Raw genomic sequence first — 22,579 nt, forward strand, 5'->3', positions numbered from 1 at the left:
GAGGAGTGGGAGTGTCGATTCGGAGAATCATCTTGTTTGTGGGCTCGGTGCTACTGGCAGCCGGGGTTGTGGCGCTACTCGTCCCAGTTTCGATAGCGAAAAATGACGGCAGCAGCATGGATTGTGGAAGCGCTGTCGCCGAGGATCTTTCAAGTGCCCGTGCGACAAACAACTCCGGCATTGCGGGTGTACCTGTACTCAATCAGGTGATACCTCATACCGACTATGTCGTTGAGTGCGAGTCGGCGGTGTCCAGCCGTCGGACCTGGTCGATTCCGCTTACCGTCGTTGGAGTTTTAGTAGTCGGGGGCGCGGCACTTGTCGGCCGTTCTCTATCCGGCCGCAGCACGTGAGATACCTCTGTTCGCCGCAGTCTGTCGGTGGCACTGGCTCACAGCTGTTCCGCACGACGCCAAAGGTTTGCGGCACCCTTGAACCGGGTATAGCGTTCTTGAGCTGATGCAGTGGTGCGTCACCCCGAGTCGAGGAGTCACGATGGTCCACGAAATGCTGTTGGCCGCCCAAAGTCAGCCTGAGGCAATGGGATTCATCTTGCGAGGTATCAAAGGCATCTTCGTTCTGGCCGGCAGTATCGTCGCTGCCATCGCCTGTGCGATCATCGCCGGAATGAAAGGCCGTAGCGCCGTCGGCTGGGGAATTCTCGGTCTGTTCTTCTCCATTCTCACGCTGATCGTCGTCATCGTGATTCCTTCGAAGAAGTCGTGACTCCGGGCGAGGCCGCCAACCTGATAGTCGCCGCGGACTAGGGCTCCAGCGCCTGGGCGCAATTGGCCAGGATCTGCTGGAAGCTCCAGCGCAGGAGGCGGGAGCTGACGGCCTCCATCGCTTTCCCGCCGGCGCGGATCGGATGGGTGTAGTTGGTCAGCCAATCGACGTGCGTGCCGGTGTCCGATGGCGTGAACGTCAGGGTGCCACCGTCGTGAACGAAGGCCGGGAACGATTTGATGATCAGGTACGAGTAGCTGGCCGGTGGATCGTAGGCGGTGATCTCTTCGCGGAACCACATCCCGGCGCCGGTGACAACTCGCACCGCTCCGACGCCCGCGTGCCATGCGCCCGGCGCCCAACGGGCCCGCAGCACCAGCGGGATGGTGGCCAGGCCTGCTGGATCTGCCAGCCAGTCGAAGACGCGTTTCGGCGATGCCGCTATCTCTCGCTGGATGTGAATGGTGACCATGCGATTTCCCCCGAGTCAGTTGATCCCATGCTAGTTGACATCGTGTCGAACAAATGTTCGACTTAGGTATGCGTTGGGATGGCCAGGCGGTAGCGCTTGATGACGGTGCAATCCCGGGTCTGGAGCGTATTGGCTTGGTGCGCAGCGTCCAGGCGCCGAATTTCGAGGGCATCACCTTCCATGAGGTGCTCTGCAAGTCGGCGTTGAACAAGATTCCGTCGTCGTCGAACCTGCCGTTCACGTTCACGGTCAATGCCTATCGTGGTTGCTCGCATGCCTGTCGGTACTGCTTCGCCCGGCCGACTCACGAATACCTCGACTTCGACTCCGGTCGGGATTTCGACCGTGAACTCGTGGTCAAGACCAACGTGGCAGAGGTGTTGCGGCGCGAGCTCTTTCGGCGCTCCTGGACGCGCGAGGCGGTCGCGTTGGGCACCAACACCGATCCCTATCAGCGGGCCGAGGGCCGATACGCACTGATGCCGGGAATCATTTCGGCGCTGGCCGATTCGGGGACACCCTTCTCCATCCTCACCAAGGGCACACTGCTGCGCCGCGACCTGCGGCAGATCGTCGAGGCGGCGCAGACGCTCGACGTCAGCGTCGCGGTGTCGCTGGCGGTCCTGGATCCGGAGCTGCATCGCGCCGTGGAGCCTGGAACCCCGACGCCGTCGGCCCGGCTGGAATTGATCTCGGCGATAACCCGTGCTGGCCTGGATTGCCACGTCATGGTCGCTCCGGTGTTGCCGTACCTGACCGACTCGGTTGAGCATCTCGATGCGTTGCTGGGTGAGATCGCCGCGGCCGGCGCCTCCGGGGTGACCGTGTTCGGGTTGCATTTGCGCGGTGCGACGCGAGGCTGGTTTCTGGCCTGGTTGGCCTCGGCCCATCCGGAGCTGCTGCCCAGATATCGCGAATTATACTGTCGCGGAGCGTATTTGGGTGCCGGGTATCGAGACGAGCTGCACCGGAAAGTGACGCCGCTGGTGGCCAGGCACGGCCTGAACCGATCTCGTGGGGCGATGGCGCGTCGACGTAATGAACTTGACACCGTGCGTACCACCCCGGCGGCGCCGGCCGCCGGGGTGGTACAGCCTTCGTTGTTCTGATCGGTGCTTGCCCCCTTCGGTACCGCGGCGTACCGTTGCGCGGTACCTAGCAGTACCGCGATGGAGGTGTCATGGCTGAAGCGACCACCGAACCGATCAATCTGCCGCCGGTAGCTCGCGTTCCCAAGCTGGTGCAGGGCATCGGCTTCATCACCGCGCGCGGAAAGGTCGTGGGACGGCTCAATCGGCGATACGGCTCGGCGTTCACCCTGGATCTGCCGATTTTCGGGCACACCGTGGTGATCAGTGATCCGGCCACGGTCAAGGAACTGTTCACCGCGAGCACCGATCTGATCGCCCGCGCCGGCCAGCTCGGCGACGTGCTGGGGCCCGGCTCGACATTCAGTCTGGACGGTGTCGAGCATCGTCAGCGCCGCAAGCTGCTGGTGCCGCCTTTCCATGGCAAGCGGATGCACGGCTACGAGCACATCATCGAAGAAGAGGTACTGCGCGAGACGGCGACGTGGCCACAGGGCCGTGAGTTCGCGACCATGCCGTCGATGATGCGAATCACCCTCAACGCGATCCTGCGCGCGGTGTTCGGAGCCGAGGGTGCGGCACTGGAAGAGTTGCGAGAGTTGTTGCCGATCATGGTGTTACGCGCGTCGCGACTGGTGGTGATGCCGCCGGTGGCGCGGCGGGATTTCGGCCCACTGAGTCCGGGCGCGCGGGTGCAGAAGCTGCGTGACCGCTACGACCGGATCATCGCGGGCCTGATCTCCGATGCTCGTCACGACTCGGATCTCGACCAGCGGTCCGATGTCCTGGCATTGCTGTTGCAGGCTCGCTACGAGGACGGGTCGGCGATCTCCGACGACCATGTGGCCGACGAGCTGCTGACCCTGCTGGCCGCAGGGCACGAGACCACTGCCACCACGTTGGCGTGGACCATGGAACGAATCCGCCGCCACCCCGATCTGCTGGCCCGGTTGACCGCGGAGGTCGACGCCGGCGGGACCGAACTGACCCAGGCCACCATCTTCGAGGTGCAGCGGGCGCGTCCGGTGATCGACGGCACCGCGCGTCTTACCCGCGAGCAGATCCGGCTGGGACAGTGGGTGATTCCAAAGGGCACCGTGATCCTGGTGAGCATCGGTGCCGCACACGCGTCGAGTGCGAGCTACCCCAACCCGGAACGCTTCGATCCCGACCGATTCATGGGCAACCCGCCCGACAACTACAGTTGGATTCCCTACGGCGGCGGTATCCGTCGCTGCGTCGGGGCAGCGTTCGCCAATATGGAGATGACCATCACGCTTCGAACGCTGTTGCGCGAGTTCGATTTCGGCACCACGACCGCGCCCGCGGAACGTCCGCACTCCCGTGGCGTGGCCAGTGCGCCGGCCGACGGTGGCCGCGCGGTGGTGTATCGGCGCAACGCCGCGACCGCCGTCGCCTAGGGGGCTAGTCGCGTTTGCGCTTGACCTGGTTGAACGGCACGCCGCGGTCGGCGGCGTATTCGCGCGGGAAGCCCAGTATCCGTTCACCGATGATGTTGCGGGCGATCTCGCAGGTTCCGCCGCCCAGCGAGGCCTGTTGCCGAGACAGGTAACGCGACGCCTGCGCGAACAACCCGTCGCCGGTATCGACCACACCTGAGCTACCGGTCAGGGCCAGCGTCGTGTCCATCTCGAATTGGATGGTGTCAGCATGCCCCACCCGGATTATCGAACCGGCGGCCGCGGGCAGTGAACCGTCCATGGTCCCGTGGTAGACGTGCTCGATGAGTTGTTCCTGCACCGCACGATGTACCAGCGCACGGCCGGCCAACTCCCGGTTCCGTTCGGTGTCGCCCACCCGGGCCAGTAGCGCGGGGTAGTCCACCTGGCGGTCACTGGAGCCTTCGGCGCCGATCCCGCTGGCGAACTCGGAGCCGCCGCCGACGGCCCGCCGCTCGTGGTGCATCTGCCGCGACGCTACCGCCCAGCCGTCGTTGACCTCGCCGACGACGGCATCGTCACCCAGGATCAGGTCGTCGAAGAACTCCTCGCAGAACTCGTCGCTGCCGTCGACCTGACGGATCCGACGCATGGTGATACCGGGGGAGTCGATCGGCACCAAGAACATGGTCAGGCCTTCGTGCTTGGGTACGTCCCAGTTGGTGCGGGCGAGCATCAGACCGTAGTCGGCGGCGAAGGCGCTGGTGCTCCAGGTCTTGGCACCGTTGATCACCCAGTTGCCGTCCCTGCGGTCTGCACGGGTGATCACCCCGGCCAGGTCCGAGCCGCCGTTGGGTTCGGAGAGGAGTTGCACCAGTACCTCATCGCCGCGGATGGCAGCCGAAATGCGTTGGCGCTTCTGCGCTTCACTGCCGGTATCCAAGATAGTGGCGCCGCAGATGGTGAACGTGGGGGTGTTCAGGATGATCGGCAGTTCGTAGTTGCGCGAGACTTCGTCGAATGCCTTCTGATATTGGATCGGCAGGCCCAGTCCACCGTATTCGCGGGGGAAGCAGATCCCCGCGAATCCGCCGGCGTACAGCTTCTTCTGCAACTCACGGGCCCGCAGCCACGGCTCGATGGCACCGCGGTCGATCTCGGGCGGGTTGGCCGCGTCGATGCGCGGCATGTTCTCGGCCAGCCAGGTACTGGCCCGCGCCGCGAATTCCTCTACGGTTTCGGTGATTTCGGGCGCTGGGGTTTCGGTGGTCATGAGGCGGCCTTGCCTGCTTCGGCGGCGTACACCGCGAGATTGTGGTCCTCGGGGGTGCCGAACAGTGATCGGTTGAGCATGGCGCGCCGCAGGTACAGGTGCAGGTCGTGCTCCCAGGTCACGCCGATGCCACCGTGCAGTTGCACGCAGCGTTGCACCATGTCCGAAGCATGCTCGCCCACATACGATTTGGCGATACTGGACTTGACCGCCGCCTCGGGCGTGCGATGGGCGACCGCCTTGACCGCGGCGTAGGTGGTGGCTCGGCAGGTTTCGAACCAGATCTTCAGATCGGCAAACTGGTGCTTGAGTGCCTGGTACGAGGCCAGTGGCCGGCCGAACGAATGCCGATCGAGGGCCCACTGGATGGTGAAGTCCAGCACCGCTCCCAGGATGCCGACCGTCTCTGTGCACTGCAGGATCTGGGCGATCTGGGCTTGCCTGGCGATGATCGCCACCGTCTGATCTGCGGTGCCCAGCACCGAGTCCGCGCTGACCTGAACGCCGTCGAACGTCACTCGGGCATAACGCTTCACCAGATCGAGTGACGGTTGATCATCGATCGTCACCCCCGGTGTGTCGGTGGGGACCAGGAATTGTCGTATCGAATCTCCACAGCGTGCGACGACCAGCAGCAGACTGGACTGGGCTCCGGCTTCGACTCGATCCTTGACGCCGTCCAGCCGGAAGCCGTCAGCGTCCGCGGTCGCGGTCAATTCGGGTTCGGTTGGCTTCCAAAGCTTTCCGTGTTCGTAGACCGCCCAGGTTGCCACCGTTTCGCCGGATACCAATTTCTCGGTGGTTGTTTCGTGGCCTTCAGCTGCCTCGATCAGCCCGGCCAGCACCACGCTGACCGGGTGCAGTGGTCCTGGCGCGACGGTCCGACCGGCCTGTTCGGACAGCAGCGCCAGATCGGCTACACCGTTGCCGGACACGCTGCCGCCGCCGAGGTCTTCGGGGACGAGCAGGCTGGCCCAGCCGAGTTCGGCCGCGCGCCGCCACCACTGCGGTTCGAAGGCGATACCGGCAGCGTGCAGTTCGCGCACTTTGGTCAGCGGCACCTCCTTGTCCAGGAAAGCCCGCGCAGTGGAGGCGAACAGCAGTTGTTCGGGATTTGCGGTCATCGGGATTCTCCTTCGGCGAGCGTGCGCATCCTGCCCGCAGCGAGCGATGTGCCGCCGGATAACCACGCATGTCCGCGGGGCCGAGGGCGAGGGGGCATATCCGCTCCTGAGAGTCACATTGTTCGCAAGCGGTAATGACATTACCATTGCCCGTGTAGGGCGGAAGGTCGAGCTTGGCGGGCGTTGTTATTTGGTCAGCGTGCGCAGGCAAAACGTGTAGATGTGATCGCTGTCGATCGGGGTGCCGTTGAGCTCGGCGCCGAGGGCACGGAGCCGCATGGCGCCCAATACCGTCTGCATGATCAACGCCGCGGTGACATCGACCTGAAGTGCGGAATCAAATGTCGCACTGTCGATTCCGCGCTGAACGAGATCGCAGATCAGGCTGTGTAGCGGTGCCAACACCCGCGCGTACTCCTGAGGCATGGCCCCGGCCAGGTGATCGTTGTAGTACGTCAGACCACGGTTGATCCCCGCTTGGGTGCTGGATTCGGCCGGCGCGCAGATCCGGTCGACCAGCACATGCAGGGCGGCAGCTGCGCCCAGGCCGTCGGTCTCGGCGCGCCAGCCCTTGGTGGATTCGGCCATGATCGCGTCCACCAAAGCCAACAGCAGCTCATCTTTGGTGGAAAAGTGCTGGTAGAAAGATCGCAGTGAGGTCTTGGACCGCTCGACCACCTCGAGAACGGTGAAATCGGTGCGGCCGGTCTCGCCCAGGATGTCCAGCGCCGACCGCATGAACCTGCTGGCGCGCGACTGTTCGTCGGGCGCGCCGCTGGTCGACGCGGTGCTGGGCTTGGCCACGGAGAATGACGTTACCGTTTTTGTAGAGGCAATGGGCGCGATAGGGCTAAGGTGTCGCAGCGATGGCTGAATGGTTCTTGTTCCTGCCTCAGGTGAGGTTGGAGATCGACGACATCGTCGAGCGCGCGCTGGCCGCGGAGGCAACGGGCTTCGACGGCATCGCCTTCATCGACCATCTGGAGCCGCCCGGTGCCACGCACCAAAGCATCTGGGAGGCAATGACTATCGCCACGCTGGTGGCGGCGCGTACCGAGCGGCTACGGATCGGGCACCTGGTGTTGTGCGATGCGTTCCGCCATCCGGCGGTGCTGGCCAAGCAGGCGGTGACCCTCGATGCCATCTCCGGCGGCCGATTCGAGTTGGGCCTGGGCTGGGGGTCATGGCCCGCAGAGTTCGAACGGTTCGGTTTTCCCGACGCCGACAATGCGCCCGGCCGGGTGGCCCGAATGGCCCAGACCCTCACACTGTTGCGACAGTACTGGGGCTTGGTAGACGGGCAGGCCCAGGAGCCCCGGCCGGCCCACCCGATTCCGCTGGTCATCGGCGGGACCGGACCGAGGACCATGGAGTTGGTGCGGCGCTACGCCGACTGGTGGAACGTGCCGTCACACCAACTGGACCGGCTGCCGACGCTGCTGCCGACCGTGGGCGATGTCGGCGTCTCCGTGCAGCAGATGGTGGGTTTCGTCGGGGCCTCTGCCGAGCGTGACGAAGTGATCGCGACGAGCACGCGCCGTTTCGGACACCTGGGTAGCGGCCTGGTGTCCGGCGACGCCGCCGAACTCGGGGTGCATTTCGGCGACCTGGCTCGGCAGGGCGTCAGCCGGTTCTACGTCTGGTTCAGCGATTTCGCCTCGCCCGCCACGCTGACCGAATTCGCCGACACCGTGATACGAGACGTCACCCATTGACCAGCAAGGGAAACATCTGACATGACAACCGAATCCACCACCTGGACGCTGCAGATGCTGCTTGATCTGTTCGAGGCGCAGCCCGACGGCCAGAACCGCTTCACCGTGCCCAGCGGGCTGGCCGGTACCGACGAGCGCCAGGTCGTCGAAGGTACCCAGGTGCTGGGGGCCGCGATTGTTGCTGCGGCCAAACGCTTTCCGGACAAGTCGATCCGCAGCGTGCACGCGGTGTTCGCCCGCGCGGTCATGGTCGGTCCACCTGTCGAACTGGGCCTGGACGTCGTGAGCGAGGGGCGCAGCACCGCCAGTGTCGTCGTCACGGCCAGCCAGGCCGGCAAGCGCTGCATCACCATCACCGTGCTGGCCGATGTGCCTTCCGGGGACGTGATCCGTCACCACCTGCCGATCGCCGAGGTCGCGGGTCCTGATCAGTCCAACATCGCGGAGATGCCGATGATCGGCCGTCGGCTCCGACTGGTCGATGTGGTGGACGTCAACAGCCCTGACGAGGTGGGGCCGCCGGAGATCCATGCGTGGTTGCACTACGACCCGATCCCACAGCGCGACGACCTGGCCAAGGCGCTGGTTGCGTATTTCACCGGCCACCTTGGTATTTCGACGACCATGCGGGCGCACCAGGGCATCGGCACGGCACAGGCGCACCTGACCGTCTCGACCGCGCCGATGACCCTCGCCGTCAGCTTCCACGAGCCGGCGCGCTGGGACGGCTGGCTGCTCTACAGCCACGAGAGCACACAGGTCGGTGCGGGCATGTCGTATGTGCGCGGGACGGTGCACACCGAGCAGGGCGAGCTGATCGCCTCGTTCAGCCAGGATGGGCTGATCCGCCCGCTGCGCACCACCGACACCGGCATCGCCGCGCACTCGCGGCTCTAGATCTTCAGATAGCCCTTGTCAGCGGGGATCTGCGCGGCGGTCACCAGCGACGACGCGTCACTGGCCAGCCACACCACGATGTCCGAAATGGTGTCCGGCTGGATCAACGAATCCGTCGGCAGGGCGCCGGGGGAGAAGCTGTGGATGTAGTTGGGGTGGTTCTGCAGGATCTTGTACATCGACAGGTCGTTGCCCATCGGGGTGTCCGTGCCGTAGGGGTGGATCGAATTGACCCGAATTCCGTACTCGCCCAACTCTACTGCCAGCGAGTTGACCAGCCCGACGACTCCGAACTTGGTCGCGCAGTAGTGCCCGCAGCCCGGGACCGCTTTGATGCCCGCCGCTGAGCTGGTCGCGATGATCGACCCGCCGTTGCCCGCCGCGATCATCGGTGGCACCACGGCGCGAATGGTGTTCCAGAACCCGGTGAGGTTGATGTCCAGGGTGTCCTGCCACTGCCGTTCGGAGATCTCCCACACCCGGCCCCAATTCAGCACCCCGGCGTTGGCCACCACGATGTCCAGCCGGCCGAACTGCTCGATGGCTTCGGTGACCATCCGCTGTTGGCCTTCGGCGTCGCGGACGTCGAGCTGTTTGGCGTAGATCTTGCGGCCTTCGCCCTCAACGAGATTCACCGTTTCGGCCAGGTCCTCAGGGGTGGCGGGTTCGTAGCCGTTGGCTTCGGTGACCGGTGCGCAGGCGTCGATGGCCACGACGTCGGCACCGGCCCGGGCCAGTCGCACACAATGCGAGCGGCCCTGACCGCGGGCTGCTCCGGTGACATAGGCGACCTTGCCGGCCAGGGGTTGTTCGGTCATGCGCTGATCTCCTCGGTGACGGTGGTGATGCGGGCACCGGTGAACTCATAGTCGGACAACGGCGAGCGTCGCGCGAAAATACGTGAACCGGTGATGGTTTGGGGCCGGTAGTAGGCCGTACCCCGCTGGGAGTTGACGAAATAGGTGTTCAGGCCCGGGTTGCAGTCGGTGTAGTACGTGTTGGCGGTGCGGCCGCGGCGGTCCATCAGCGCGTTCCACCGGTTGAATGCGTCCTGACTGACCGCGACCACCGGCCGCGGTGCGCGTCGGCGGGCCTCGTCGATCATCCGGACGGCATGCACTGCGGTGGTTTCCACGTAGTCCATCCAGGCGACCCCGACGAATCCGAGCGGGCCGACGATTTCCCACCGGTTGGGTAGCCGGGGATGCGCGGTGCCGGCGTAACTGTGCATGCCGTGGGCCCGGTAGTACTCGGCCAAGTCGAATCCGTCTGCGCCCAGGACACTTCCGCGCCGATAAGTCTCGGGGTCGGTCCACAGTTCATACCCGGTGGCGGTCACCAGCAGATCGGCCGGATGGTCGACGCCGTCGACGGTGCGCACCCCGTCGCGGGTGATCCGTTCGATCGGAGTGGTGATCAGGTGCGTGTCCGGATGGTTCAGTGCAGGCAGAAAATCACTGGAGATGACCGGTCTCTTGGCCATGATCCCGTAACCGGGTAGCAGTGCCTTGCGGGTGGCCGGGTCGTTGACGGTGGCGCGCAGCAGCAGTCGGTAGAGGTTGCGACTGTTGCCGTCGTACAGCGGGATCAGGCGGGTCAGCACGCGTCGGGGTAGGCGGGAGAACACGTGGATGATCGGGGCGACCAAGGTGGCGTCCATCAGCAGCCGACCGAACGCGTTGACTGCGCCGACAACGCCTGGGACGGTCAGTAACCGCTGCATCCAGACCGGGATGTCGAAGTCGGGCTTGGGTAGCACCCAGGCTGGAGTGCGTTGGTATACATCGAGATTGTCGGCCACCCCGGACAGCGCCCCGGTGATCTGTACACCACTGGAGCCGGTGCCGATGACCGCGACCCGCTTGCCGCGAACGTCGTAGTCGTCATCCCAACGGTTCGGGCGCAGGATCGTGCCCTCGAAGTCCTCGATGCCGTCGATATCGATCGCGTCCTTGGCATTGACGTAGCCGCCGACCGAGCTGATCAGGAATCGCGTGGTCATCTCGGGTTGATTCCGGATGCTCAGCCGCCAGAGTCCCGCGGCGTCGTCCCAACGCTGGCTCGTCACCTCCGAGCTGGCCCGCAGCCGCGGGTACAGGTTCAGCTTGGCCGCGGTGTCGCGCAGGTATGCATAGATCTCCGGGCCCGGCGCAAAGAACCGGGTCCACTTCGGATTCGGCGCGAACGACAGCTGGTACCACAGTGATGGGATGTCGACTGCCAGCCCGGGGTAGCGGTTGTCACGCCAGGTGCCACCGAAGTCGTCACCGCGGTCGACGATGACGAAGTCGTCGATGCCCCTCTGCTGCAACAGGTGTGCAGCGGCGATACCGCCGGGGCCGGCGCCGATGATGACCACTTCGTGGTCGGGTTGGGTCATGCTGTTCCTCCGGTCAGTCCTGTGACGATGTGGTCGGTGACGAAGCGCCGCACGGCGCGCGGGCTGTCGAGGTTGACGCCGATCGGGGGGAGCAGCTCGAAGCTGAGTAGCAGGCGGACGATCCATTCGCCGGCGCGGGCCGGGTCGATCCCGGCGCCGATCTCACCGTCGCGCTGGGCGGCCTTGACCCGCGGCTTCCACAGTTCCACCGCGCGCTTCATCAGGTCGTCGCCGATATTGCGCAGCAAGAGCACCACGATGGATTCATTGATGCCGTTCTGCGGCACCGACGGAGAGTTCTGCCGGTGTGCGCAGATCAGAACCGCCGCTGCGGCGACCTGCTCGGCCAAGGTTTCTTCCTGGTCGATCTGTGCGGCCATGGCGTCGACGAAGGCCGACGCATGGTGGTCCAGCGCAGCAGTGATGGCCTGTTCGCGAGTGCCCAGCGCGTTGTACACCGTGCCGCGGGAGACCCCGGCCGCTTCGGCGACCGCGGTCAGACTGAATTGCCTTGGACCCAAGCGCTGTAACGTCTCGGCGGCCGCGGCCAGGAGAACGGGCGACACGGTGCGTGGCGGTGTCGACGAGTCGGGCATTTGAACAGATTAGCGATATCTGTTCAATGTGGTCAATGGTTTGGCGCGGTGAGTTGGCCGCCATATGTGACCGAATGCTGACGAACTGCCCTCGGAGGTTTCGCCGGGCGGGGACTCGGCCTACGGTCGAATCATGTCCCGTCAATGGTCAGGCCCGGCGGTGAGCCGGCGACGGTTACTGGTTGTCGTCGCGGCGACCGGTGCGCTGGCCGGATGCGGCTGGGTGCGTCCATCGGCATCGGCGGATCCATCCACCACGGCGCCGGGCTCCTTTGAAGTCACCCATACCGACGCCGAATGGCATCACTTGCTGACTGCCCAGCAGTACGACGTACTCCGTGATGCCGGTACCGAGGCTCCGTTCACCAGCCCGCTCGATGACGAACATCGCGCCGGCGTGTTCGGCTGCGCGGGCTGCGCATTGGATCTGTTCTCCTCGGCGACCAAGTTCGACAGTGGCACCGGATGGCCCAGCTTCTGGAAACCCCTCGACCATGCCGTCGTCGAGCGAGCCGACCAAAGTCTCGGGATGAATCGCACGGAAGTGCTGTGTCGCCGCTGCGGGGGACACCTCGGCCACGTATTCGACGACGGTCCCGTGCCAACAGGCCTGCGGTATTGCATGAACGGAGTCGCGCTCACCTTCCGCACGACGTAAACGAGATGCAGAACCGGTGGTGACCACCCCTGCGGCTTGTTCTTCCTGTCGAGCGTCGGGCGAGGTGCTTCTCGTCGATGCGTCCGGGCGCGATCGAACTCTTCGGCCGGTCAGATCTCCTGCTGCACTCGACGTGCGACTTTGTGAGAGTGCTTGTGCCACAAGAACAATTCGACGATCTCTCTCGTTCAATCGACGGTGGTTTCAGGTCGGTCAGGTCGTGGGTCGGCAGATCCAGCAAGCCCGGTGCGGAGACGACGTCTTCGTCGTAATGTGGATGGCATGGCTGGCGAATACGTGCCGCAAACTGACAATCAACAACAGATTTTCGACGTATTCGAGCAGATGAAGAACCTGCCCGAAACGTCCGATTCGATGCTCGCCGATGTCTACTTCAGCGATGTTCCCGAGGCCAGCAGCCGGATCTTCCGCATCTACCGGACCCTGCCGTTGCACTACCACAACGACTGCGACGAGTTCTTGTACATCGTTCGCGGTGGCGGCATCTTCCATCTTGATGGGCATGAGTCAGCAGCTGGGCCTGGAACGTTTCTGCGCTTTGCGCGTCGGCAGGTGCACGGGTTTCCGGCGATCACTGCGCACCCGTTCGTGGTGCTGTCCGTCGATGTGCCGCGGCGGCGCCCCGACGACATTGTGTTCGTCAATCCCGAAGACGGTGACGCCAGGCAGTTCATGGCCCGCAACAATCAGTAGCCGGGGTGACACGAGATGCCTCGTCGATTGCACGTCATGCCAGGGCCGCCGGATGTCGGCTGTGCCAGTGATGTCCGAAACAGGTGATGAGGCAATGGATATCGACAGGCGTCTGTTTCTCGCAGTGTCCTCGTTACTGGCGGCCACGGGGCTGGCCGGCTGCGAGCATGCGGATGCACCCGGCACGCTACCGCGCGGCGACGGCAATCAGCCCGATCCGGCGCAGACTTTCGTAAAGCCATTCTCTGACATCCGTTTTCAGGCGTGGGGCAATCTGCCGCAGGACAGCGGACAGCTGGCGGCACTGTATGGCGATCTGAACAAGCCAGGGCCGTATCTGGTCTTGATGAAATGGAATCCCGGTTGGTTCAGCGCACCCCATTCGTATGCGACGGATCGCATCTGCGTCGTGGTGTTCGGCACATGGTGGGTGAACAGCGGTGACAAGTTCCTGCCGCAGGACGCAGAACCGGTGGGCCCCGGAGGATTTGTCCGGCGTACCGCCCACACTCCGCATTACGACGGGGTTCCTGCTGGTGAACACGAGCCGGCCGTCATTGCGATATTTGGCATCGGGCCAGTGGATCTGCAACTGGCAGATCCGTCGACGCCATCGTGGCGAAAGGTATGAGTGCGGGGCCGCCTCGGCGACACGGGTCAGCCGAAGGTGAATGAATAGGCCTGCAGGCCCGGGGTAAGGCCGATCTCGACGTGCCCGGGGCCGGTGTTGTTGCCGGAGACCACCGTTCGCATGTTGGGAGCTCCGCTGACCGGCACGGTGGTGCTGTGGCCGTGCTGTGTGACTGTCAGTGTTCCGGTGCCGCCGACGACCAGGTAGACGTCGTGGGCCTGGTAGTTGAGCTCCAGTGCGGCGCCATCGCCTTGCGCGGTGATCGACTGATCGTCGACGGCCCATCTGCCGCGTAATGCGAACTTGTTGTCGGCCAAGCTCGGCGGGTAATCGAAGGTGGTTGTTCCTGCGGCGTAACTTCCTGAGCCTCCGTAGTTTTCGGACCGCCCGGCACCCAGATAGGTCTCCGGGGTGAGGACGGCGTTGGGCGTCTGATCGGTGATCGACGTCGCCGGCGGTAGCTTGGCGGTGGTGTTGGCCTCCGAAAGCAGTTGCCGGATGAAGCCTTCGGTGGCGTCGTAGTCGCCTTCGCCGAACTTGGTGTGCCGGATGTTTCCTTGGGCATCGATCAGATACTCGGCCGGCCAGTAGTTGTTGTGGTAGCTGTTCCAGGTGGCGTAGTCGTTGTCGAGCGCCACCGGATAGGTGATGGACAGATCGGCTGCACCGGCCCGGACGTTCTCGGGTACCCGCTCGAACGCGTACTCCGGCGTGTGCACGCCGATGACCTCCAGGCCCTGATCATGATAAGCGCGGTACCAGTTCTCGACATGGGCGATCGCGCGCTGACAATTGATGCAGGAGTAAGCCCAGAAGTCGACCAGCACCACCTTGCCGCGCAGTGACTGCAGGTTGATCGGTGCGTTCCCCGGGGTGTTGAACCACGTGCTGATCCCCGCGAAATCCGGCGCGGCACCGCAGTTTTGCAACTGGGAAGCGCCTTCCGGGCAGGCTGACGGGTCGCCCGCGGTAATCGAGGTGAGCTGGCCGGGCGACGCGACTTTGTCCTGCAGTGCGTGTGTGTAATCGGGGATTGCTCGCTGCACCGCGGCCGGCAGATTGAACACCAGGCCCACGGCCAGCAGCATGGTCACCACGCCCGCGGCAATGCGGATCGCGCGCTGTCGACGGCGGAACGCGCCGACCCGCTCGGCCAGTCGGTTTCCGGCCAAGGCGAACGCGAGCAACGGCAGGGCGGTGCCGATGGCGAACGACAGCGTCAGCGCCACCGTGTTGACGCCGATGGTGCCGGTCGCTCCGGCCACGATGATGGCAGCCAGCACCGGCCCGGCGCACGGTACATACAAGGCGCCCAGGGCCAGACCGAAGGTGAATCCGCTGCGCCCGGCGTCGGCCTGCTTCATCGGTAGCCGGGCGAACGGCTTCTCCAGCAGCGTCTCGAATTGGGGGAAGATCAAGCCCAGTCCGATGGCGATCAATGCGATCAGCGCGATCCAGCGAATCGTGTCCTGCGGCAGGTGCAGTAGCGAGAGCAGCGTTGCCCCGCTCAGGGTGACCAGGCTGAAACTGACCACCAGGCCGGCGATCACCCGATACGGCCGGGTGCGGTCGGATGGCGCTGTTGCACTTGGTGTTCCGGAGGCGTCAGTGGTGGCCCCGGCGAAGAAGATCACCGGTAGCACCGGCAGGATGCACGGCGATACACCGGTGATGAGTCCGCCGACGAAACCGATCCCGATAAGTGTCAGCATGAGTAGGACCGGATTTCCCTTCCGCGGCGGTGGTTGACACCATTCACGCTACGGCGCACCGATCGCCAAAGCCGGTCTCGGACACCGCCGTCACGGTTCTGTCAGATTTGTCCGATCGACTACCGCGCGAACGTCGGGCAGGGGGGTGTCAGCCCAGATTGCGCGCGTTGAAGGTGTCGCACTGCTTGGGGTCGCCGGTCTGGTAGCCGGCGGTGAACCACTTCTGGCGTTCGGCCGATGACCCGTGGGTCCAGCTCTCCGGATTGACCCGGCCCTGCATCTCTTTCTGGATGCGGTCATCGCCGACCGAGGACGCCGCCGACAGCGCGTCGGCGATGTCCTTGTCGGTCAGTGGCTCAAGGAACGGCACACCGGTGCTCTTCTGCTTGACGGTCGAGGCATAGTGCGCCCAGATCCCGGCGTAGCAATCCGCCTGCAGTTCGGTGCGAACGCTGTTGCCCTGCGCGCCCTGCGGCCCACGTTGGGCCCGGCCGATGTCACCGAGCAGGTCCTGCACATGGTGGCCGTACTCGTGGGCCACCACGTATTCCTGGGCCAAAGGTCCACCGCTGGAACCGAATTGGTCAACGAGGGTCTGGAAGAAGCTGGTATCGAAATAAGCGGTCTTGTCGCCCGGGCAGTAGAACGGGCCGACCTCGGTGGTGGCCGGGCCGCAGGCGGTGTTCACGCTGTTGCTGAACAGCCGCATCTTCGGCGGGGTATAGCCCTTCAGCAGCTGCGACCACACCGCGTCCACCGAGTTGCCGGTGGCGACGATCTTGCATTCCAGGTACTTGTTGGCGTCCGCGCCGGTCCTGCACTTGGTCAGGTCGTAGGCGCCGCCCCCGGCGGTGTCGGAGCCCTGGCCCTGGCCGATCGCCGCGCCCTGCCCCTGTTGCGGTGTCACCGAACTCGGATCGATCCCGAGGAACAACGCAACGACGGTGATCAGCAGGCCACCGATACCGCCGCCGATCGCGATCCCGCGGCCGCCGAAGCCACCGCCGCTGGTCGACGTGTTGCTGGTGTCGATCTGCATACCTTCGTTGAAGGTCATCACCACTCCGTCCGGCCTGAAGAGACTGCTGCGTTCAGCTTTCCACACTAGGATTCGCTGCGTGGCCGTCCAGTCGGAAACCATCGATCGTTCGACTGTCGTGCACACCGGTGCGGGCGGACTGCGAGGAACCAGCGAAGGCAAGGTCCAGGTCTGGCGCGGTGTCGGATATGCCGAGCAACCCGTCGGCGATCTGCGCTTCCGAGCCCCACAACCATTGCAGTCGTGGACGGGTATCCGCGATGCCATCAACCATGGCCCGATCCCGCCGCAGGGTAAGTCGTTCGTCGGTGGCGGCCGCGATGACCCCAAGATGCGGGACGAAGCCTGCCTGACCGTCACCGTCTGGTCACCAGATGTACACGGCAGCCTGCCAGTGATGGTCTGGATTCCCGGAGGCGCATTTGTATACGGGGCGGGTCAATTGGAGCTGTACAACGGTTCCCGGCTGGCGGCGAACGGCAACGTCGTGGTCGTCAACGTCACCTACAGGTTGGGAGTTTTCGGCGGTTTCGAGCTCGGCGACCTAGGGGAGGGATTCGACGACAACCTGTGTCTGCGCGACCAGATCGCCGCGCTGCAGTGGGTGCGCGACAACATCGCGGCGTTCGGCGGTGACCCCGGGCGGGTCACCGTTTTCGGTGAATCCGCCGGCGCCACATCGGTGTTGGCGCTGCTGGCCAGCCCGGCGGCCGCCGGGTTGTTCGGACGGGCGATCGCGCAGAGCCCGGCGCTGCCGTTGATTGCCGATCGTGAATCCCGCGCACGTCAGGCCCACGAGTTCGTCCGGCGGCTCGGGGTTGGAGTCGACCAGATCAAGGCGCTACCACAGCGTGAGTTGCGTCGCGCCGCGGGACAGCTGCAGGGTGAAAGTGTCACTGCCACACCGGTATTGGCGTATGGACTGACCTACGGAGTTGACCTGCTGCCTGCTCATCCGGTGCAGGCCGCGCGGACCGGCACGGTACATCCGGTGCCATTGATCATCGGCACCAACAGCCGCGAGGCGTCAATGTTCGCGTGGGGCCGGCCGCCGATGCTCCCGACCACCATCGCGATGGTCGACGATTACTTTGCCCGCACCGCCCCCGATGCGAAAAGTGCGGTACTGCAGGCATATACCTGGTATCCGGGACGGCGTGCACTGATCAGCGTCGGCTCCGATGTCATGTTCGGCGCGCCCACCTGGGCCTTCGCCGATGCCTACAGTGCCCACGCCGCGACACACATGTATCGCTTCGACCACACCACCTGGACCCTCAAGGTGCTGGGCCTGGGCGCCACCCACGGCAGCGAGATCGTGCACATCCAACACAGCTACGGATCGTTCATGGGGCGCTTGCTGCACCCACTGGGCCGTCAGGTGCAACCGTCGGTAGGTCGGCGGATGCAACGCACGTGGTTGGAGTTCGCCAAGGCGGAGATCGCCGACTGGCCCGCCTACGACACCGACCGGAGGGCGACCCGGGTGATCGGCTCCGGGCGCGACGAGACGGTCGCCGACCCCGACCAGGTGCGTCGCGAGGCGTGGGACGGGCTCTACTTGCCGTAACGCTTGTCGGTGTAGCGGCGCAGGTTGTGCAGGAACCGCTGGAACAACCAGCCCATCACGGGCCGGGCCGCGTTCATGCCCAACTCGCCGGCGAACCCGTTCGGCTTCATTGCCATCACCCAGGTCAGGTGACAGCCTTGCGGCGTCTCCACCACGGTGTAGCCCTCCGCAAAGGCGGAGATCAGGTGCGAAGTGCTGGTATTGAACCGGAAAGCCATGTAGGCGAACGGGTCCCAGGCCAAGAATTCCTCGGCGCCGACGATGTGACCGCGCATCGTCACGGTGCGGGTGGTGCCGACGCCGTACGGCTGCGGGCTGGTCCACTCCACGTTGGTGATCACCGTGGCCCAGTGCGGCCACGACGCCTCGTCGGCGAGTACCTCGAACAACTGCTCGGGCGTGATCGCCAGAGCGACCTTGCTGACGAAGCGGAACGGTGCGTCGTCGATGAAATCCAGGCCGACGGGTTCGCACGGGTAGATCTTCATGACTAGACACCATAAAGCAAGGTGTCTAGTGGTCCGCCCTGGTCGTGCGCGGCTACCTGCCGAGTTCTAGGGCGTCCAGACCAACAGATCTTCCATGCCGTTGTTCATGGTCACGGTGTTCGGCGGCGCACCGGTGACGTCGAAGTGGATCTTGCCGGTCGATTGCCCGCCCTCCGGAATGGTCCCCCCACTGATGTTGACCGGGCTGGCGACCTGCCACAGCACGCGGTAGCTCGCCTGATTCGGCGCGACGGCGTTGAACTGCGATACACCCGGTGTGACACTGCCCCGAATGGCCCGGACCGTCGCCGTGGCCTCCCAGAGCTTGCCCGCAACCGGATAGCCCGGCATCACATCGGTGCTCGGCTTGAGGCCGCTGACCTTCCATGCGAGGTCGACCCCGCCGACCGAATCGACCATCGTCAGTTCGCTGCCGAGCTTGCCCACGATTGGGTAGGCGGCCGATGCGATCGGCGCACTGGTACTGCCCATGATCCCCACGGTCGCAACGGCCGTCACGATCATCCTGGTGACCTTCATGTGTACCTCCTGGATGTTTGGTATGGCGATCTCATACGGATTACCACTGAATTCTCGGGATGTGAATACCCTCGATGAGTAGGGCGTTTGTGCGGTCGACCTGGGGAGGTGGACCAATGTCCGCGCGAGACTTCACCCAGAATTTGCCGCGGCGCGTCTTTCGCGATCGCCGAGAGGCGGGGCAGGCGCTGGCTGCCTTACTGGGGGCGTTCCGCGGGAACGACGATGTCGTGGTGCTCGGCTTGGCCCGGGGTGGCATTCCGGTCGCCTGGGAAGTTGCCGCCGCGCTGGGGGTCCCGCTGGACGCGTTCATCGTGCGGAAGCTGGGTGCACCCGGCCACGAGGAGTACGCGATAGGTGCGCTGGCGGGCGGTGGCCGGATGGTCATCAACGACGATGTGGTTCGGACACTCCGGATTTCGCCGCGGCAGTTGTCCGAGATCGTGGCGCGTGAAGGCCTGGAGCTGGTGCGTCGGGAGGCGCTCTACCGGGATGGTCGTCCACCGCTCGAGGTGACCGGCAAGACCGTGATCGTCGTCGATGACGGAGTGGCCACGGGCGCCAGCATGCTCGTGGCAGTGCAGGCATTGCGTCCGGGCCGCCCTCGGCGGGTGGTGGTAGCCGTGCCCGTCGCATCGGAGTCGAGTTGCCGTGAGTTCGCTGGTATCGCCGATGACGTTGTGTGCGTGACAATGCCGTCGCCGTTTCGCGCGGTCGGCGAATCGTTCCGGGATTTCCATCAGGTCAGCGACGCAGAAGTGCGGGTGCTGCTCGACCTCAGCCGGGCCCGTCGCTGGCAGCGGCCAGGAGAGGCACCACCACATCACTGATCGGGGTGGCGATGCCGTGTCCGGCGGCCTTGCGCTGGATGACCCCGTTGCGAATGTCCCACTCAAGTACCCGCCCTTTCTCGCGGTCGGTGAGGATCGAGGTGGTGAGGTCTTCCGGTACCGCGGTGAACATGTCGGCGATCTGTTCGATCACCTCGTCCGGCAGGTGCGCACCCTCGGCGCGGGAGACCGTCAGGCACTCGGCGAGGTAGGCCTGGGCCAGCCCGGCGACGTCGGCGCGACGGAACATGCCCGACTTGCGTCCGGTCAACACCATCAGCCCGGCCACCGCGTTGACCAGCAGCTTGTGCCATGCGGCGGTCAGGAAGTGCGGGTCGATGTCGACCGAGAGCGCCGGGCCCTGCAGCTGCTCCAGCATGTGGCGGGCGGCGGGCGCGTCGGGGAGCACCAGGCGGGCAGGGGTGCGTTGACGTACCCAACCGCCGGTCTGCATCTCGGCCGAGAACCACACCGCGACCGGCAGCACCGTCGACTCGGGACAGTAGGGGCCGACTCGCTGCACCTGCTCGACACCGTTCTGCAGGGCCAGCACCACGGTTTTCCCGTCGCACAGCCGCTCGAGCCACGCCGCCGCTTCGGCAATCTGGGTGTCCTTGACAGCGAGCAGCACGACATCGGCCGGACCGTCGATTGCCGACGGATCGGTCAGTACCGGGCCGGGGACGATGATGGGATCGCCGTGGTCGGGCCGGACCTCGATCTGATCGCGGGCGGTGCGGCCACACAACAGCACCTGGTGGCCGGCGTCGTACAGCAGCGCGGCGACAGTCGACCCGATGGCGCCCGGACCTACGAGTGCAAAGCTCACCGTCGCCAAATTACCCGTTGAGGTAGCCCACTAGACTGACCCGTCGACTCACCTGAGGAACTTTGAGGAGTTTTCGTGTTGCGCAGCCACACCGCCGGTTCGTTGCGGTCCACCGACGCCGGTCAGACGGTGACCCTGGCCGGATGGGTGGCGCGCCGGCGCGACCACGGCGGCGTCATCTTCATCGACCTGCGTGATGCGTCAGGGGTGTCACAGGTGGTGTTCCGCGACGCCGCGGTGCTCGAACAGGCGCATCGGCTGCGGGCGGAATTCTGCGTGCTGGTCACCGGCGTCGTCGAGGTGCGCCCTGAGGGCAACGCGAACGCGGATATCCCGACCGGTGAAATCGAGGTCAACGCAACGACTCTGGAGGTGCTCAGTGAGAGCGCCCCACTGCCGTTCCAGCTCGACGACACGCCGGGCGAAGAGGCCCGGCTCAAGTACCGCTACCTGGACCTGCGCCGTGAAGGCCCGGGCAACGCCATCCGGTTGCGGTCCAAGGTCAATGCCGCCGCCCGCGCGGTACTGGACGGGCACGACTTCGTCGAGGTCGAGACCCCGACCATGACCCGGTCGACGCCGGAAGGGGCACGCGACTTCCTGGTGCCGGCGCGGCTGCAACCCGGTTCGTTCTACGCCCTGCCGCAGAGCCCGCAGCTGTTCAAGCAGCTGCTCATGGTGGCCGGCATGGAGCGCTACTACCAGATCGCCCGTTGCTACCGCGACGAGGATTTCCGCGCCGACCGTCAGCCCGAGTTCACCCAGCTGGACCTCGAGATGAGCTTCGTCTCCGCCGACGACGTGATGGCGGTGTCCGAGGAGGTTCTCGCGGCGCTGTGGAAGCTGATCGGCGTCGAGTTGTCCCTGCCGCTGCCGCGGATCAGCTACGAGGAGGCCATGCGCCGGTTCGGTTCGGACAAGCCGGATCTGCGTTTCGGTGTCGAGTTGGTCGAGTGCACCGAGTACTTCTCCGGCACTCCGTTCCGGGTGTTCCAGGCGCCGTACGTCGGCGCGGTGGTGATGACCGGTGGTGCTTCGCAGCCGCGGCGCACGCTCGACGGTTGGCAGGAGTTCGCCAAACAGCGCGGCCACAAGGGCCTGGCCTATGTGCTGGTCGGCGAAGACGGCGAGCTGGGTGGCCCGGTGGCCAAGAACCTCACCGACGCCGAGCGAGCCGGGCTCGCCGAACACGTCGGTGCCAAGGTGGGGGACTGCATCTTCTTCGCGGCGGGCCCGGCCAAGGGGGCGCGGGCGCTGCTGGGTGCCACGCGTATCGAGATCGCCAAGCGTTTGGACCTGATCGATCCGGCGGCGTGGGCCTTCACCTGGGTGGTCGACTGGCCGTTGTTCGAAGCCGCCTCGGATGCCGTCGAGTCCGGCGATGTGGCCGTGGGTTCGGGTGCCTGGACCGCGGTGCACCACGCCTTCACCTCGCCTCAGACTTCGTCGATCGCCACGTTCGACACCGATCCGGGCTCCGCGATGGCCGATGCCTACGACATCGTGTGCAACGGCAATGAGATCGGCGGTGGCTCGATCCGCATCCATCGTCGTGACGTCCAGGAGCGGGTGTTCGCGATGATGGGCATCGATGCGGCCGAAGCCCAAGACAAGTTCGGATTCCTGTTGGACGCCTTTACTTTTGGCGCTCCGCCGCATGGAGGTCTGGCCTTCGGCTGGGATCGGATCACCGCGCTGCTGGCCGGCGTGGATTCGATCCGTGAGGTCATCGCCTTCCCCAAGTCCGGTGGCGGTGTTGATCCGTTGACCGATGCTCCGGCGCCGATCACCGCGCAGCAGCGCAAGGAATCCGGTATCGACGCCAAGCCCGAGGCGAAGGCCTGAGTTTCGCCGGCAGACACAAATGTTCCCCGACACGCCGTGAAACGGGAACATT

General features: G+C 65.1%; 23 protein-coding genes and 1 pseudogene. 12 read left to right on the forward strand and 12 right to left on the reverse strand.

Annotated elements, in window-relative coordinates:
- Window positions 1-11: 11 nt before the first annotated feature.
- Together ABIA30_RS03120 and ABIA30_RS03125 are read left to right on the forward strand one after the other, a co-directional pair.
- Window positions 12-353, forward strand: a complete 342-nt coding sequence (locus ABIA30_RS03120) for an aminopeptidase (RefSeq protein WP_370061963.1) — start codon at window positions 12-14, stop codon at window positions 351-353.
- 154 nt (window positions 354-507) lie between these two features.
- On the forward strand, window positions 508-726 hold the full coding sequence (locus ABIA30_RS03125) for a deoxyribodipyrimidine photolyase (RefSeq protein ID WP_370061965.1): 219 nt from the start codon (window positions 508-510) through the stop codon (window positions 724-726).
- A gap of 37 nt (window positions 727-763) precedes the next feature.
- Here the strand turns inward: ABIA30_RS03125 and ABIA30_RS03130 are convergent, their stop codons facing one another.
- Window positions 764-1,198, reverse strand: coding sequence for an SRPBCC family protein (locus ABIA30_RS03130; protein WP_370061967.1), 435 nt, complete (start codon window positions 1,196-1,198; stop codon window positions 764-766).
- Between the two features lie 68 nt (window positions 1,199-1,266).
- Between ABIA30_RS03130 and ABIA30_RS03135 the strand changes: the two genes are divergently transcribed.
- Both ABIA30_RS03135 and ABIA30_RS03140 read left to right on the forward strand, forming a co-directional pair.
- Window positions 1,267-2,307 (forward strand): Rv2578c family radical SAM protein, encoded by a 1,041-nt coding sequence (locus tag ABIA30_RS03135; RefSeq protein ID WP_370063279.1) that lies wholly within the window; start codon window positions 1,267-1,269, stop codon window positions 2,305-2,307.
- 71 nt (window positions 2,308-2,378) lie between these two features.
- Window positions 2,379-3,707 (forward strand): cytochrome P450, encoded by a 1,329-nt coding sequence (locus ABIA30_RS03140; RefSeq protein ID WP_370061969.1) that lies wholly within the window; start codon window positions 2,379-2,381, stop codon window positions 3,705-3,707.
- A gap of 4 nt (window positions 3,708-3,711) precedes the next feature.
- Here the strand turns inward: ABIA30_RS03140 and ABIA30_RS03145 are convergent, their stop codons facing one another.
- From ABIA30_RS03145 to ABIA30_RS03155, 3 genes are all read right to left on the reverse strand, one after another.
- Window positions 3,712-4,959 (reverse strand): acyl-CoA dehydrogenase family protein, encoded by a 1,248-nt coding sequence (locus ABIA30_RS03145; RefSeq protein ID WP_370061971.1) that lies wholly within the window; start codon window positions 4,957-4,959, stop codon window positions 3,712-3,714.
- On the reverse strand, window positions 4,956-6,089 hold the full coding sequence (locus tag ABIA30_RS03150; RefSeq protein ID WP_370063281.1) for an acyl-CoA dehydrogenase family protein: 1,134 nt from the start codon (window positions 6,087-6,089) through the stop codon (window positions 4,956-4,958). The genes ABIA30_RS03145 and ABIA30_RS03150 overlap by 4 nt, the downstream gene beginning before the upstream one ends.
- A gap of 180 nt (window positions 6,090-6,269) precedes the next feature.
- A complete protein-coding gene (locus ABIA30_RS03155; RefSeq protein WP_370061973.1) occupies window positions 6,270-6,887 on the reverse strand; it encodes a TetR/AcrR family transcriptional regulator in 618 nt (205 codons plus the stop codon).
- A 62-nt stretch (window positions 6,888-6,949) separates the two neighbouring features.
- On the opposite strand from ABIA30_RS03155, the gene ABIA30_RS03160 reads away from it, so the two are divergent.
- The gene (locus ABIA30_RS03160) at window positions 6,950-7,798 is read left to right on the forward strand and encodes an LLM class flavin-dependent oxidoreductase (RefSeq protein WP_370061975.1); all 849 of its coding nucleotides are present in this window, start codon (window positions 6,950-6,952) and stop codon (window positions 7,796-7,798) included.
- A gap of 21 nt (window positions 7,799-7,819) precedes the next feature.
- Window positions 7,820-8,695 (forward strand): acyl-CoA thioesterase, encoded by an 876-nt coding sequence (locus ABIA30_RS03165; protein WP_370061977.1) that lies wholly within the window; start codon window positions 7,820-7,822, stop codon window positions 8,693-8,695.
- Here the strand turns inward: ABIA30_RS03165 and ABIA30_RS03170 are convergent.
- From ABIA30_RS03170 to ABIA30_RS03180, 3 genes are read right to left on the reverse strand one after another with little or no spacing between them, the layout of a single operon-like run.
- Window positions 8,692-9,513 (reverse strand): mycofactocin-coupled SDR family oxidoreductase, encoded by an 822-nt coding sequence (locus ABIA30_RS03170; RefSeq protein ID WP_370061979.1) that lies wholly within the window; start codon window positions 9,511-9,513, stop codon window positions 8,692-8,694. The two genes, ABIA30_RS03165 and ABIA30_RS03170, sit on opposite strands and share 4 nt — an antisense overlap.
- Window positions 9,510-11,075 (reverse strand): flavin-containing monooxygenase, encoded by a 1,566-nt coding sequence (locus tag ABIA30_RS03175; protein WP_370061981.1) that lies wholly within the window; start codon window positions 11,073-11,075, stop codon window positions 9,510-9,512. The genes ABIA30_RS03170 and ABIA30_RS03175 overlap by 4 nt, the downstream gene beginning before the upstream one ends.
- Window positions 11,072-11,671 (reverse strand): TetR/AcrR family transcriptional regulator, encoded by a 600-nt coding sequence (locus tag ABIA30_RS03180; RefSeq protein WP_370061983.1) that lies wholly within the window; start codon window positions 11,669-11,671, stop codon window positions 11,072-11,074. The genes ABIA30_RS03175 and ABIA30_RS03180 overlap by 4 nt, the downstream gene beginning before the upstream one ends.
- A 133-nt stretch (window positions 11,672-11,804) precedes the next feature.
- Here ABIA30_RS03180 and msrB point away from each other — a divergent pair, with 133 nt between their 5' ends.
- The 3 genes from msrB to ABIA30_RS03195 all read left to right on the forward strand — a co-directional run bounded on the left by msrB (window position 11,805) and on the right by ABIA30_RS03195 (window position 13,674).
- Complete coding sequence (gene msrB, locus ABIA30_RS03185) at window positions 11,805-12,329, forward strand: peptide-methionine (R)-S-oxide reductase MsrB (RefSeq protein WP_370061985.1); 525 nt, start codon at window positions 11,805-11,807, stop codon at window positions 12,327-12,329.
- 282 nt (window positions 12,330-12,611) lie between these two features.
- On the forward strand, window positions 12,612-13,043 hold the full coding sequence (locus ABIA30_RS03190; RefSeq protein WP_370061987.1) for a cupin domain-containing protein: 432 nt from the start codon (window positions 12,612-12,614) through the stop codon (window positions 13,041-13,043).
- Window positions 13,044-13,113: 70 nt separating this feature from the next.
- Window positions 13,114-13,674 (forward strand): cupin domain-containing protein, encoded by a 561-nt coding sequence (locus ABIA30_RS03195; RefSeq protein ID WP_370063283.1) that lies wholly within the window; start codon window positions 13,114-13,116, stop codon window positions 13,672-13,674.
- A gap of 26 nt (window positions 13,675-13,700) precedes the next feature.
- Here the strand turns inward: ABIA30_RS03195 and ABIA30_RS03200 are convergent, their stop codons facing one another.
- Both ABIA30_RS03200 and ABIA30_RS03205 read right to left on the reverse strand, forming a co-directional pair.
- Window positions 13,701-15,386, reverse strand: a complete 1,686-nt coding sequence (locus ABIA30_RS03200; RefSeq protein ID WP_370061989.1) for a cytochrome c biogenesis protein DipZ — start codon at window positions 15,384-15,386, stop codon at window positions 13,701-13,703.
- Window positions 15,387-15,534: 148 nt separating this feature from the next.
- On the reverse strand, window positions 15,535-16,443 hold the full coding sequence (locus tag ABIA30_RS03205) for a neutral zinc metallopeptidase (protein ID WP_370061991.1): 909 nt from the start codon (window positions 16,441-16,443) through the stop codon (window positions 15,535-15,537).
- Between ABIA30_RS03205 and ABIA30_RS03210 the strand changes: the two genes are divergently transcribed.
- Window positions 16,361-17,995, forward strand: a complete 1,635-nt coding sequence (locus tag ABIA30_RS03210; protein WP_370063285.1) for a carboxylesterase/lipase family protein — start codon at window positions 16,361-16,363, stop codon at window positions 17,993-17,995. The two genes, ABIA30_RS03205 and ABIA30_RS03210, sit on opposite strands and share 83 nt — an antisense overlap.
- Here the strand turns inward: ABIA30_RS03210 and ABIA30_RS03215 are convergent.
- Together ABIA30_RS03215 and ABIA30_RS03220 are read right to left on the reverse strand one after the other, a co-directional pair.
- On the reverse strand, window positions 17,983-18,483 hold the full coding sequence (locus tag ABIA30_RS03215) for an SRPBCC family protein (protein WP_370061993.1): 501 nt from the start codon (window positions 18,481-18,483) through the stop codon (window positions 17,983-17,985). The two genes, ABIA30_RS03210 and ABIA30_RS03215, sit on opposite strands and share 13 nt — an antisense overlap.
- Window positions 18,484-18,549: 66 nt before the next feature.
- The gene (locus ABIA30_RS03220; RefSeq protein WP_370061995.1) at window positions 18,550-19,023 is read right to left on the reverse strand and encodes an MPT63 family protein; all 474 of its coding nucleotides are present in this window, start codon (window positions 19,021-19,023) and stop codon (window positions 18,550-18,552) included.
- A 116-nt stretch (window positions 19,024-19,139) separates the two neighbouring features.
- Here ABIA30_RS03220 and ABIA30_RS03225 point away from each other — a divergent pair.
- A pseudogene (locus ABIA30_RS03225) lies at window positions 19,140-19,796 on the forward strand (phosphoribosyltransferase); the annotation flags it as partial.
- A gap of 4 nt (window positions 19,797-19,800) precedes the next feature.
- Here ABIA30_RS03225 and ABIA30_RS03230 read toward each other — a convergent pair.
- The gene (locus tag ABIA30_RS03230; RefSeq protein WP_370061997.1) at window positions 19,801-20,682 is read right to left on the reverse strand and encodes an oxidoreductase; all 882 of its coding nucleotides are present in this window, start codon (window positions 20,680-20,682) and stop codon (window positions 19,801-19,803) included.
- Between the two features lie 75 nt (window positions 20,683-20,757).
- Between ABIA30_RS03230 and aspS the strand changes: the two genes are divergently transcribed.
- Complete coding sequence (gene aspS / locus ABIA30_RS03235; RefSeq protein ID WP_370061999.1) at window positions 20,758-22,527, forward strand: aspartate--tRNA ligase; 1,770 nt, start codon at window positions 20,758-20,760, stop codon at window positions 22,525-22,527.
- Window positions 22,528-22,579: the final 52 nt, after the last annotated feature.

This window comes from Mycobacterium sp. MAA66, from assembly GCF_041261665.1.
In the GTDB taxonomy this organism is placed as follows: Bacteria; Actinomycetota; Actinomycetes; order Mycobacteriales; family Mycobacteriaceae; genus Mycobacterium.